We start from the raw sequence: 12,376 nt of genomic DNA on the forward strand, positions 1-12,376 counted from the left end.
TTCTATTTTTAAAAAGTTTCGAGTTCATTTACACAATTTTCGTTCCAAAATTGTATGCTATCTCATTTCCACCTCACGTTTGAAAATAAAATAAGGCTGTAATCCTTCTTTGCTGACTACAATTTGCCCTTTTTGAGAGGAGGCAAACCTCATAAGTCCATTTGCCATTCCAAAGGTATTCTCCCCACTCAACATATAAATGAGTCGAGTAAAAGGATATTCTAAACTTTGAATTGCTTTCGGACTTGGAAGTAGACTTCTTTTGCCGTCGTTGATTTTTAAAATCTTCACCATAGAGCGAAGCTCCTGCGCCTCTGGCGAATAAGGTCTACTAATCGTATTTAAGCTAATGACTCCAATTCGATCCCTATGTTTTGCTAATTCACGAATCACCTGTTCATTTCCACTAATAGTGGAAAATTTAAGATCTTTTGGGGCTTTCTTAAAATAATGCGCCACAAAATTTAAATTCCCAGAATTGGTTCCGTCGAAGATTAAATTCTTTTTATCAGAGTCTAATTGTTTTTCAATCTCATCCAGAGTGATCTCTGTTCTAGTAGAGTTCCTATCCACTATAAAAACCACGGCATCCGCGGCTATATACGCTGGTTTGTATTTAATATCGAGAGCACGCTCGTATTCCGTGATTTCTTCTTTTGAAAGAATCCTTGACATTACAGCCAGTTTGGATCGCCCCTGAAGGATCTCTAAGAAAGCAAGGTCTTCTTTCTCTACTCTAACCTTTACTTTCGTATCGGAATAATTGATAGAATAAGCATCTGCTAGAGCTTCTGTAACACTTTTAAAGGAATCGTCCGTAAGAATCGTGATTTCTCCTTGATGGTAACTATTCACTTGCGGTTCCTCAACCTTTTCCTTCTTTTTACATCCTAGGGCCGTTAAAAGAATGCAAAGAACTACTATACTATATTTCATCTTTGCTTTTTTGAAGCTTTTTAAATCCACGATACGTTCGAAAGAGTCCATACACAATGAGTATGGCACCTAAACCATAAGCCACGTTTGGCTCTAAGTAAATGACAAAAAATTTATAAATAATGACAAATACGCCTAAAATAACGTAACAAAGTCCAGTTGCTAAAGAAAGCCAATTAAACACCATAGGAGCAAAAATATAAAAAAAAAGAGAAGCAGTGCTTCTCTTTTTTCAATTTATTAGTAGAGACTACTCAAAATTCATACTTAAAGGCAATCTAAATCTATAACGAACGTTCTGGCCATTAATTTTGGCTGGTTTCCATTTGTTACGGATCGATTTCACCGTTCTTTCTGCTTCGCGGTTGAAGTCTGAGTTTGGACCATTTGCCTTTACTTGCGTAAGAGATCCATCTCTTTCTACAACAAACGTAATTTCCGTTTTCAGAGTTCCTTCTCCACCTGACATTGCAGACGTATCGAAGTTACTACTTACACGGTTACGGAATGAGTTAATCCCGCCAGGGAATTCAGCTTGCTGTTCAACTTCACTATAAACTTCCGTTGTACTTGGTGCTGGTTTCGCTTCTACCGTAGCTGCCTTTGTCCCTGTGGACGGTGGCGGCGGAGGTGGCGTGTAACTTGGTGCTTTCACTCCCTCCTGATTCTGAAGTCCAGTAGTCGTTTCCAATTGCTTCGTAATTGGCGGCGGCGGTGTTTCCACCTTTGGTGCTCTTTTCGGCTCTGGAACCACGTTTTGAATCACCTCAATCTTAGGTTCTTCTTTTGGGGGAGGTGGGGGAGGTGGTTCTTCCTCTTTCGGTTGCTCTATTATCATTTCCTCCGGTTGAATGTCAATAAGATTCGCATTTACCTCTGTTTTTTCAACAGCGTTCATTTGCTTAATCTTCATGACTACAACGGGCGTAATAGCACCCACACAGAATATCACAGTTCCTAAAACGAAGGCTTTGGTTAAGTTCTTCGAATAAATCTTACGAAGATCATAGGCACCGTAGGTTTTATTTCTGTTCTCAAATACAATTTCATCTAAACTTAGATTGTCCTTGTATACATTTTCATCTGCCATTTAAATATTCATTTACAATTAAATAATTATTGTTGACCTTCCGCTGGCGCTGTACCTGCAGTACTTACGCCAACTTTTTGATCGTAAATGGCTTGCTCATAGCTTCGAATATCGGTAATACCGTACTGTTCACTCTTCGTAATAGCCATTTCGTCTAACATGTCAACAAAATTCTTGTATAAGGCCTCGTCTGTAGGTTTGATAATCACCGTAAATTTGGTTTCATCTTCTGCCCCAGCTTTTGCTTGCTGAATTACTTTTCTAATTCCTTCTCTATCAAGAGTCGTTTCAAATAGGGTTGAAGCATTCAATCCTGCTTGATCTTGCTGATGATAGAAGATTCTATTGTCTTTACCAATAATGATTGAAATTGAATTGCTCAATTTAATTTCAGTATCGGGACTCTTTTGATCCTCCTTTGGTTTTGCAGGCAATCCTAAATCCATCACATTCGGTTTGTTGAAGGTTGTCACCAACATAAAGAATGTAATCAAAAGAAAGGCCAAATCCACCATTGGTGTTAAGTCTACGTGTGGTGGCTGCTTTTTAGAACGAACTTTGCCGCCCTTGCCACTCTGATCTTTAACTTGTACTTCTGCCATTTCTTTCTTAATTAGCTACTTCCTGATTTGTAATTAACCAAAACTTAAGATAATCAATATCTCTCAACCCTTCAAACAGACTTTTCACTCTGTCATACTTGGTATTGGTATCTCCTTTAATTGCCAATTTATAGTCTGAATTAACCGCTAAACTTTGTTGAACCCAATCAATAAGTTCTTTTTGATTATCGTCCATCGGAATACCTGGAGCTTTAAAAGCTTTTCGGTCGTCTTCAGATAAATTCAGGAACCCTTTTAATTGGCTCATTGGCACTCCTACCGCTGGCACTTTTGCAAAGGTTGCTTTTTCTGCATTTGTGAACGTAGTTCCGTACTTCTTCGCCATATTATCCAAAAGCTGTAATCTTTCTGTTCCATTTTCTACTGGAGTAAAATAGAACCTTCCGTCCGTGGTGGTTAATACTGTCATTAAACTCGCATCGGGAAGCAGCTTTTCAGAAATTGAAGATGGCGTCGTGATAGTCTCTACGTCCGGTTTTGCAAACTGGGCGGTGAGGATAAAGAACGTAAGTAGTAAGAACGACACATCGGTCATGGCCGTCATATCTACCCGTATATTATGTCTCTTTGGTTTGACTCTCGCCATTATATCTTTATTATTTATTAAACTTCTAAAAAATTCTGCAAATCAAATCGACGCATTTGCGCGATCTAATCGAAACACCTTCTTATTGGTGTTCTGCAAATGACTGTTGGATAGACATTGCGATCTCGTCGATCTTGAATGTCAGTCCGTCAATCTTAGAAGTAAAATAGTTGTAGAAGATAATCGCTACTGCAGAAGTACCAATACCTAAAGCCGTGTTAATAAGGGCTTCAGAAATACCTACTGATAATTTTGCAGAGTCTGGAGTACCTCCTCCATCACCTAAAGCACTAAATGCCGCGATCATCCCCATTACCGTTCCTAATAGAGCGACTAGGGTTGCCACTGTACCTAATGTAGAAAGAATCATCATGTTCTTTTCAAGCATTGGCATCTCAAGAGTGGTTGCTTCTTCGATTGACTTGTTAAGAGCGACCATTTTTTGCTCTTTTGTCATCGTGGTATCATGAGATAAAGCTTTGTAAGAAGTAAGACCTTCTTTTACCACATTTCCAACAGTACCTCTTTGTCTGTCACATTCTTCCATGGCTTCATCAATGTTCCCTTCGTTAAGGAGACTTCTGATTTTCAAAACGAATTGGTCTAGGTTCCCTTGACCTTGTGCTTTGTTCAACATAATTGCACGCTCAATTGCAAATACTAATACAATAAGCATGAAAGTAATTAGAACTGGGATAATTACACCTCCCATGTAAATAATTCCTAGAGCTCCTTGTGGATGTAATTCCGATCTTTCTATATCTGTAAAGGCAACGGAGCTAGCACCGTCAATTCTTGCATCGGGTGCAAAGTTACTTGTACTACCCAGTACGAACCAATAGATACAAACTCCGATTACGAATAGAATTGGAATAATTAACGCAGGTTTTAACCCTCCTGCTTTTTTAGCAACTAATTGCTCCTCTGTGTTTGAAACATTCATTTCCATATTTAACTAAATTATAATTGTTATTATTTTAATTTTTCGAGCGGTAAAATAAAGGCAAATTTTTTATTAATGCAAGAGTTTCGCACAAAGTTCACAATTTTTTTTTCTATGTTAATTCAAATTAACATTGAGAAATTAGCAATTTTATTGCGGAAAATTATGAATATTTTTTATTCTGTGAGAAAGCTGTAAACAATTGAAAATATCAAACTTTATTTTTTCGAAATTATCATTTTATTATTGTATAATTTGATAATTAGACTACAATATTAATAATTTTTTTCGGAACGATAATCACTTTTTTGGGTGAATTTCCAGCCAATTGTCCTTGTGTTCTCGAATCTTCTAATACAAGGTTTTGAATCTCTTCAGTGCTAAGTTCTGCATCCAGAGACATTTTGAATCGCATTTTACCATTAAAACTAACCGGATAGTCAATCTTGTCCTCGATTAAATAAGCCTCGTTCAATTCTGGGAACGCTTCAAATTCAATGCTTGTCGAATTTCCTAACAACCTCCAAAGCTCTTCACATAAATGGGGAGCGTAAGGCGAAATAATCACAGCTAAAGGACCTAGTATGTCCCTTTTGTTGCATTTTAATCGATTCAGCTCGTTCACGGCAATCATAAACTGGGACACAGAGGTATTAAAAGAGAAGTGCTCCAAATCATAATTAACCTTTTTCAGTAGGGTGTGAAGAATTTTAAATTCTTCCTTGCTCGGCTGCTCGTCACTTACATTAAAGTCGTCTCCCGTGAAATACAAATTATAGAATTTCTTTAGGAATCCAAAGACCCCAGAAAGCCCCTGTGTATTCCATGGCTTACTTTGTTCTAAAGGTCCTAAGAACATTTCGTAAAGCCTTAGAGCATCTGCTCCGTATTCTTCACATATGTCGTCCGGATTCACGACATTGAATTTGGATTTGGACATTTTTTCTACCTCTCTTTCTGTCCAGTATTTCCCGTCCTCCAATAAAAACTCCGCATCGTGAAAGTCCTTTCTCCACGCTTTGAATTTTTCAAGATCCAATTCATCGCTGGTTCCCTTTAAAAGGGAAACGTCCACATGCAGTTTTTGCGTGGTATACTGGGAAGCCAAATTTTTAGAAACGAACTGGTTCGTTCCTTCAATTCGAAACACAAAAGCGCTCATTCCAAGGATCATGCCTTGGTTAATCAATTTTTTGAACGGCTCCTCTGCTACGACCCACCCACGATCGTACAAAAACAGATTCCAAAAGCGGGAATAAAGCAAATGCCCAGTGGCATGCTCGCTTCCTCCAATATACAAATCCACCTGCCCCCAATAGTTAGCAAGCTTTGGATCTACAAATTCCTCTGTGTTCGAGGGGTCCATATAGCGAAGGAAATACCAAGAACTTCCTGCCCATCCCGGCATTGTGGAAAGCTCTAAAGGAAAAACGGACTCGTGATCAATCCTATCCGTTTCTACCACTTTCTGATCCTTTTCATCCCAAGCAAAGAAATTGGCGTTTCCTAAGGGAGGATCGCCCTCGGGCGTCGGCAAATACTTATCCACCTGAGGAAGTGCTAGGGGAAGCGCTTCTTTTGGAAGAGTATATGGAAGTCCCTTCTTATAATAAATGGGAACAGGTTCTCCCCAGAAACGCTGTCTAGAGAAAATAGCATCTCTTTGTCTATAGTTTGTCGTTCCTTCACCTATTCCCCGCGATTGAATCTCTTCAATCATTCGAGTCTTCGCAGATTCAAAATCGAGTCCATCCAAAAACTGTGAATTCTCACAAACCGAATCTTTCGAGTCGAAAGATTCTTCATTTATATCGAGATCATTTTTAATCACGCTTACGATGGGAAGTCCAAAGGCTTTTGCGAAACGATGGTCTCTTTCATCGTGCGCAGGAACAGCCATCACCGCTCCCGTACCGTAACCCATAAGCACGTAATCAGAAATATAAATCGGCATTAATTCGCTCGTAAACGGGTTCGTCACATAACTGCCTGTAAAGGCTCCACTGACATTTTTAACTTCCGTCATACGGTCTCTCTCCGTTTTCTTCTGCGTATGACTTATGTACAGCTCAATTTGCTCCTTATTTTCCTCTGTCGTAAGTTTCTCCACCAAAGGATGCTCTGGGGCTAAAACCATAAAGGTCGCACCAAACAAAGTATCGGGTCGAGTCGTAAAGACCTCAATGGTCTCACCGCTTTGAGACGAAAATCGAACCTTTGCCCCTTGCGATTTCCCAATCCAATAAGTTTGTGCATCCTTTAGTGGCTCTGGCCAATCTAGCGAATCTAAACCGCTAAGCAAACGTTCGGAGTACGCCGTAATTCGCATACTCCACTGCATCATCTTCTTTTGATAAACCGGGAACCCGCCTCGTTCTGACTTGCCGTCTTTCACCTCATCGTTGGCAAGCACGGTTCCAAGTCCAGGACACCAATTTACTGTGGTTTCTGCTCTGTAAGCGAGTCTATAATTTAGTAAAATATCTTGTTGGTCTTGCTCTGTAGCCTCGTTCCATTCCTGAGCCGTGAAGCTAAGAATCTCACCCTGTTCCGCATTTAGGGTACTTGTCCCAAACTGCTCAAAGTGCTGAATCAGACTCTGAATGGGTTCCGCTTTGTTTGTATCTAGGTTATACCAAGAATGAAAAAGTTCAATAAAGATCCATTGTGTCCAGCGGTAGTACTCAGGGTTCGAAGTTCGAAGTTCTCGGCTCCAATCAAAGGAAAACCCTAAGCGCTTTAGTTGTTGTTCGTAACGCTCAATATTATTCTCCGTAGTAATTGCGGGATGCTGCCCCGTTTGAATTGCATACTGCTCTGCCGGAAGCCCAAAGGAATCATATCCAATGGGATGGAGCACGTTAAACCCTTGGTGTCTTTTGTAACGCGCATAGATATCGGAGGCAATATAACCTAGCGGGTGCCCTACGTGGAGCCCTGCACCGGACGGGTAAGGGAACATATCCAATGCATAAAATTTTGGTTTTTGAAAATCCGCACTGGGTTTGTAAGTTTGGTTATCACGCCAATAGTCTTGCCATTTTTTTTCAATGGCCTGATGATCGTAGAACATTATGCTTTTATAAATTAAATTAAACTTGAATTGTGCAAGCTACAAATTTAAGATTTTGAATTGAAAAAATAGACTCTCTTTTTAGGGCTGGGAGTTATTAACTAATTCTTCTATCTTTTCTAGAATAAGGGTCGCACTAGAAGGCTGAGCACCGACAAATTTGCCCGCATTTCGTCCCATAGCCTGAAGTTGAGCGGAGTTCCTTAGTAGCTTCGATATAAATTGTTGGGCTTCCTCTACAGTAGAAAACGATCGGGCAGCCTCAGCCTCAATTAAGGCATCCGCTTCCGGATTCTCTCTGTATTGATTCCCAAAAAACACAGGAATACCAAAGGCAGCTGCTTCCAAACAATTGTGAAGACCCTTGCTATGAAATCCTCCTCCCACCACCGCAAGATCTCCATACCCATAGACTTTAGAAAGCATTCCAATCGAATCCAAAACCAAAATGCGAGCATCTCGGCATTTTATACTATTTTCACTTGTAATCTCTGAGTAAAAAAGTGCTTCTGGCAGTCGCATGCGAAGCTTTTTTAAACGGGCGAGATCGTGGGGTGCAATTAATAGCTTTGCTTCTGGGTGTGATTGACTAATCTCAAAGGCTATTTCTTCCTCCGCCTCCCAGCTACTCCCGAAAATAAGCAAGGGATGTTCCCCTTTAAACGCCGGAATATAAGGGATCTCAACGGCTTGTCGCACATTTTCTTTTACGCGATCAAATCGCGTATCTCCACTCACAGAACCCTGCGTAAGTCCTAAGGAATCGGCTAAGGAAAGTGACTGAGGGGTTTGATGAAAAAACCAGTGAATCCCTTTTTCAAGTCTTTCCACTAAAGGCCTTCCGATGGGTTTAAAAAATACTTGATCTTTATAGAAAAGAGCAGAAACAACAAAAAGTTTTGTTGAGCGCGCATTTAACTGCTTAATTAGCTCGTACCAATAATCGTATTTCACCGTGAAAAAAATCTGGGTATTTAGACTATTTACAAACGGCGTCATTTCACCTTTTAAATCAAAAGGCAGATAGCACAAAACGCGATTCGGATTTGAATTTTTTCTTTCTTTGACTTCGTATCCGGAGGGGGAAAAAAAAGTGATTAAAGTTTTGTAGTGAGGATACTGTTTTTCGAGGAGTTCAAGAACAGGAAGTCCTTGCTCATATTCCCCTAAACTGGCGGCATGCATCCATAGTACAGGTTCTTCTAAGGAGATGCGTGAGCGAACTTTTTCAAGGCTCTTTTTTCTGCCTCGAAGTCCAAGTCTTAATTTCGCATTAAACAAAGCTCCAATTTTGAACCCAAGAATAAGCAACCGAATAAAAAAAGGATAGAGGATAGACATAAAAAAATCCAATTAATTGTTCAATTTAGTCAAGAATTCTCTTGATGAACCTAAGTTTATGCGAATGCATATTGAGCTCGGAATTAAAGATTCCCGAGGAATCGAGGCAATCCATTCGCACATGCCCGTATACATGTATTATTTTCTGATTTTCCGTCATAATGCCGGCATGCACGATTTGCCCTTCCGCATTTTCAAAAAAAGCAACATCCCCGGCCTGCGCTTCCCCCACAAAGGACAGCACCTCACCTCTCTCTGCTTGGTCTTTTGCATACCTTGGTAAACGCAAGCCCATGGCTTTAAAAATAAGCTGAACGAAGGCCGACCCGTCTAACCCAAAGCTACTTCTCCCGCCCTCAAGAAAGGGTGCTCCCACCATCTCCATCAGTAGATTTTCGATGCTCGAGCGATTTGAATCTAGGTCCTCGGGGTCGTTAGATTCAATTTCTGATCCTAGGGAAAGTACAAGTGTGGAATCTCCTTTCTTTAATTGCGCAAACCTTTTAGAGAGGCATCTCGAAGAACTCTCGAGCAAATCTTCAGAATCTAACATGGCAATTTGTGTCAGATCGATCCAACCTTGAACTCCGTCATAGTCCATCTCAATCTTAGCGCTTTGTTTGCGGGTTTCTAACACCGTCATGGTTTCCCCGTAAAGGGCTTGACTTACCATTGCAACTCCAATCGAATCTTCCTCGCGAATTGCAGCCACGCTCTCCATACAAATTGCCTTTCTCATAAAAATAGATTTTGTCATGTCCCCAAAAAGAAGGGTACTTTATTTTTTTATTGCCACATGAACTCCGTCGCGCAAAGGTAAAATAAGATTTTCAAACCCCTCATCTTTAGCAAGCATATCGTTTAGTTGCTGAATCACTCTAGTCGATTTAAGCGTGGGTTCTGTTTCAAGAACTTTCCCGTACCAAAGCACATTGTCAAACAATAGAATCGCCCCTGGATTTAGTTTGGGTTTTATTAGTTCGAAGTAGGTCACATAATTTTCTTTGTCTGCATCAATAAAAACCAAATCAAATGTTTGGTCTGTATTCTTCAAGTACTTTATTGCATTTTCGAGGCGAAACTCGATACGATTTGCAAGTTCGCTTTGCTCGAAATAGGATTTAGGAAGATATGCTAGATCTTCATTAATATCAAGAGTCACAATTTTTCCGTCAGGAGCTAGGCCTTCCGCAAGACACAAAGTTGCGTAGCCGGTAAAGGTCCCCACCTCTAGAATAGTTTTGGGTCGCTTTAGTTGTGAAATCATCGAAAGAAAACGACCCTGTTGGTACCCTGAAATCATGTGCGGCTGCGTAGTCTTCTGGTATGTCTCGCGGCGTAGGCGGTTTAAAAGTGCAGGCTCCTTGGAGGCGTGCTGTTCCAAATAACGATCCATTTCTGGTAAGTTTTCTTCAAAATAACTCATAATCTAAATCTTGATTCAAAATTACGACTTTTCACACAAAAAAGCCTACCCTCTTAAAAAAGGAGTAGGCTTTATTAGGCACGCAAAGAACCTTTAGTTCTTCGGTGCAATATTCATTAACTTCATAAACTCGTCGAGTTTCGGCATTATGATAATCTCTGTACGTCGGTTTTCAGCACGTCCTGAAACCGAGGCGTTGGTTGTTTTAGGATTGTACTCACTACGTCCACCTGCCGTCATACGACTTGGATCTACACCAAACTCATTTTGGAGAATTTTCGCAATGGAAGTTCCACGAAGGGCCGATAAATCCCAATTGTCTCTAGGAAGGTTCATTGAGTTTAAAGGAACGTTGTCTGTATTCCCTTCAATTAATACCGAGTACGTATCGTAATCGTTTACGACTGCAGCCACTTTTCCTAAAACTTCACGAGCTTCGGGAAGTACTTGGTAGTCTCCTGTATTGTATAGCATTTTGTCTGAAAGGGAAATCATAACCACGCCTTTCAGAACTTTAACCTGTACATCTTGATCCGCAATGTTATCCAGAGAACGTTTTAACTTATTCGAGAGAGCAAGATTTAAACTATCGTTTTTCGCATTGCTTGAAATAAGTTGTTTTATGTACTGGTTAGAGGAATTAATTTGACCAATTAAATTGTCAATATTTTGTGAACCTTTTCCTGCATTGGAAAGACAGGCATCGAGAGAAGATTTAAGTGCATCTTGCTGACCTTTTAGTAAATTATTTTCACTATCAAGTTGCAGATTTTTAGCTTCGAGTTCCTTGTTGTGGCGCTGACTTTGAGTTAGCTGCTCAGAGGCTTGTTGGTAGTTTGTATTGAGTTCATCGTACTGCTTTCTACTAATACAGCTGCCTAAGATAAGAGCCACCATACCAAGGCTTAACCATTTAAATACTTTCATACTGTTTTTCGTTTTAATTAACTTAATAAGAGCAAATCTACAAATTCGTAAACGAAAGAAATCCTATCTTTGTCCTGTTTAACGGACTTTATGAGTTATTTAACAAATCCTTTAACAGTTTCTCTTTTTGAGAAGTCCCTACTCACATTAGTTCCTAATTTGAAGGCTCAACGCTTTTTATTGGCGGTGAGTGGTGGGGTGGACTCGATGGTTTTAAGCAGCCTTTGTCTAAGGGCAGGACTTCAGTTTGAAATCGCTCATGTGAACTATCATTTAAGAGAGGAGCAGTCAGAACGGGACCAAATCCTTGTAGAAGAGTTCTGCAAAACCCACCAGATCCCCTTTCACTTTTACTCGGTGGGACCAAAGGACCAAAAACCAGAGGGCTCCATTCAATTGTGGGCGCGAACACTGCGTTATGATTTTTTCAAAAAAGTGCAAAAGGAAAGGAACCTACCGCTGCTTATGACCGCGCATCACATTGAGGATCAGCTTGAAACTTTTTTAATCAACCTCTCTAGGGGCAGTGGATTAAAGGGACTGAGTGGAATACCTAAAAACCAGAATGGAATTTTAAGACCTTTATTGTCCTTTTCAAAAGACCAAATCTATGAGTTCGCTGAGCATAACAAGGTTGCCTACCGCGAAGACCAAAGCAATCAATCCGACCATTATCTACGAAATCGCATTCGTCACCACATTATTCCTCCTTTAAAGGATACCAATGAAAATTTCCTCGGGAATTTTCATAAAAGCCTTGAAATCATTGAACTAGCACAAGAATACCTTCGAGAAGAAGGGGAGCAATTTTTAGCCCAACACGGATCCTATAGTAGCTCAGGAGCACTTCAATCCCTTGACCTGCAAGCGTTAGTCGAGAAACCAGAAGCCTTGCAATACGAAGTTTTGAAATCGATCGGTTTTTCTAGCAAAGAGGAAATGCAAAAACTCTTTAGTAGCAAGTCTGGAAGTATGTTTTCTCTGGGCTCACAGCATGCAATCTTGAACCGAACAGAATTGCATTTAACGAAAAACCCTGCTATTCTTGAAACCGATGAACAGGAATTTCAAATTACCGATTCAAAGGGAAAGATTTCCTTTCCTTCTCATCTAAAAAGCGAATTTGAATCTTTTGGAGCTTTAAAATGGCAATTTAAGGCCGATGAAATTGAGCTTCCTCTTAAAATTCGACATAAAAAAACAGGTGATTTTTTCTACCCTATAGGCATGATAGGCAAAAAGAAAATCTCAAAGTTTTTTAAGGACGAAAAATTATCTATTTTAGCAAAATCTAAAATTTGGATTTTATGCGATGCGCGAAATCAAATTTTAGGCGTCTTACCCTTCAGACAAGATCGCCGCTTTAGCGCGGAAAACCATCATCATAACGTTTATTCATTTTTGATAGAAAGTGAACATTAAATCCACAAC

General features: G+C 40.0%; 12 protein-coding genes. 1 reads left to right on the plus strand and 11 read right to left on the minus strand.

From position 1 onward, the window contains the following. Nucleotides 1–57 precede the first annotated feature (57 nt). The 11 genes from ACX3PU_RS09225 to ACX3PU_RS09275 all read right to left on the minus strand — a co-directional run bounded on the left by ACX3PU_RS09225 (nt 58) and on the right by ACX3PU_RS09275 (nt 10,945). A complete protein-coding gene (locus ACX3PU_RS09225; RefSeq protein WP_459084745.1) occupies nt 58–936 on the minus strand; it encodes a PstS family phosphate ABC transporter substrate-binding protein in 879 nt (292 codons plus the stop codon). Continuing rightward, nucleotides 926–1,123: a C4-dicarboxylate ABC transporter gene (locus ACX3PU_RS09230; protein WP_459084746.1), complete on the minus strand. Its 198-nt coding sequence runs from the start codon at nt 1,121–1,123 to the stop codon at nt 926–928. The genes ACX3PU_RS09225 and ACX3PU_RS09230 overlap by 11 nt, the downstream gene beginning before the upstream one ends. Nucleotides 1,124–1,186: 63 nt before the next feature. Continuing rightward, complete coding sequence (locus ACX3PU_RS09235; RefSeq protein WP_459084747.1) at nt 1,187–2,026, minus strand: energy transducer TonB; 840 nt, start codon at nt 2,024–2,026, stop codon at nt 1,187–1,189. Between the two features lie 26 nt (nt 2,027–2,052). Further along, a complete protein-coding gene (locus ACX3PU_RS09240; protein WP_459084748.1) occupies nt 2,053–2,628 on the minus strand; it encodes an ExbD/TolR family protein in 576 nt (191 codons plus the stop codon). Nucleotides 2,629–2,635: 7 nt separating this feature from the next. Beyond that, nucleotides 2,636–3,235, minus strand: a complete 600-nt coding sequence (locus tag ACX3PU_RS09245) for an ExbD/TolR family protein (protein WP_459084749.1) — start codon at nt 3,233–3,235, stop codon at nt 2,636–2,638. 82 nt (nt 3,236–3,317) lie between these two features. Further along, nucleotides 3,318–4,184, minus strand: coding sequence for a MotA/TolQ/ExbB proton channel family protein (locus ACX3PU_RS09250; RefSeq protein ID WP_459084750.1), 867 nt, complete (start codon nt 4,182–4,184; stop codon nt 3,318–3,320). Nucleotides 4,185–4,440: 256 nt separating this feature from the next. Beyond that, on the minus strand, nt 4,441–7,251 hold the full coding sequence (leuS, locus tag ACX3PU_RS09255) for a leucine--tRNA ligase (protein WP_459084751.1): 2,811 nt from the start codon (nt 7,249–7,251) through the stop codon (nt 4,441–4,443). 81 nt (nt 7,252–7,332) lie between these two features. Further along, a complete protein-coding gene (locus ACX3PU_RS09260) occupies nt 7,333–8,592 on the minus strand; it encodes a 3-deoxy-D-manno-octulosonic acid transferase (protein ID WP_459084752.1) in 1,260 nt (419 codons plus the stop codon). Nucleotides 8,593–8,617: 25 nt separating this feature from the next. Next, entirely contained in the window at nt 8,618–9,331 is a 714-nt protein-coding gene (locus tag ACX3PU_RS09265; RefSeq protein ID WP_459084753.1) for a C40 family peptidase, read from the minus strand. Nucleotides 9,332–9,370: 39 nt separating this feature from the next. Then, nucleotides 9,371–10,018, minus strand: coding sequence for an O-methyltransferase (locus ACX3PU_RS09270; RefSeq protein ID WP_459084754.1), 648 nt, complete (start codon nt 10,016–10,018; stop codon nt 9,371–9,373). Nucleotides 10,019–10,111: 93 nt separating this feature from the next. Then, on the minus strand, nt 10,112–10,945 hold the full coding sequence (locus ACX3PU_RS09275) for an OmpA family protein (protein WP_459084755.1): 834 nt from the start codon (nt 10,943–10,945) through the stop codon (nt 10,112–10,114). Between the two features lie 90 nt (nt 10,946–11,035). On the opposite strand from ACX3PU_RS09275, the gene tilS reads away from it, so the two are divergent. Next, nucleotides 11,036–12,367: a tRNA lysidine(34) synthetase TilS gene (gene tilS, locus ACX3PU_RS09280; protein ID WP_459084756.1), complete on the plus strand. Its 1,332-nt coding sequence runs from the start codon at nt 11,036–11,038 to the stop codon at nt 12,365–12,367. Nucleotides 12,368–12,376 lie beyond the last annotated feature (9 nt).

The organism is Chryseobacterium sp. A301 (assembly GCF_054489425.1).

Bases quoted from the DNA above. Each gene is read 5' to 3' on its own strand.
- ACX3PU_RS09275 (WP_459084755.1), bottom strand. From the start codon at position 10,945: ATGAAAGTATTTAAATGGTTAAGCCTTGGTATGGTGGCTCTTATCTTA.
- ACX3PU_RS09250 (WP_459084750.1), bottom strand. From the start codon at position 4,184: ATGGAAATGAATGTTTCAAACACAGAGGAGCAATTAGTTGCTAAAAAA.
- ACX3PU_RS09240 (WP_459084748.1), bottom strand. From the start codon at position 2,628: ATGGCAGAAGTACAAGTTAAAGATCAGAGTGGCAAGGGCGGCAAAGTT.
- ACX3PU_RS09235 (WP_459084747.1), bottom strand. From the start codon at position 2,026: ATGGCAGATGAAAATGTATACAAGGACAATCTAAGTTTAGATGAAATT.
- tilS (WP_459084756.1), top strand. From the start codon at position 11,036: ATGAGTTATTTAACAAATCCTTTAACAGTTTCTCTTTTTGAGAAGTCC.
- ACX3PU_RS09265 (WP_459084753.1), bottom strand. From the start codon at position 9,331: ATGAGAAAGGCAATTTGTATGGAGAGCGTGGCTGCAATTCGCGAGGAA.
- ACX3PU_RS09260 (WP_459084752.1), bottom strand. From the start codon at position 8,592: ATGTCTATCCTCTATCCTTTTTTTATTCGGTTGCTTATTCTTGGGTTC.
- ACX3PU_RS09270 (WP_459084754.1), bottom strand. From the start codon at position 10,018: ATGAGTTATTTTGAAGAAAACTTACCAGAAATGGATCGTTATTTGGAA.
- ACX3PU_RS09245 (WP_459084749.1), bottom strand. From the start codon at position 3,235: ATGGCGAGAGTCAAACCAAAGAGACATAATATACGGGTAGATATGACG.
- ACX3PU_RS09230 (WP_459084746.1), bottom strand. From the start codon at position 1,123: ATGGTGTTTAATTGGCTTTCTTTAGCAACTGGACTTTGTTACGTTATT.
- leuS (WP_459084751.1), bottom strand. From the start codon at position 7,251: ATGTTCTACGATCATCAGGCCATTGAAAAAAAATGGCAAGACTATTGG.
- ACX3PU_RS09225 (WP_459084745.1), bottom strand. From the start codon at position 936: ATGAAATATAGTATAGTAGTTCTTTGCATTCTTTTAACGGCCCTAGGA.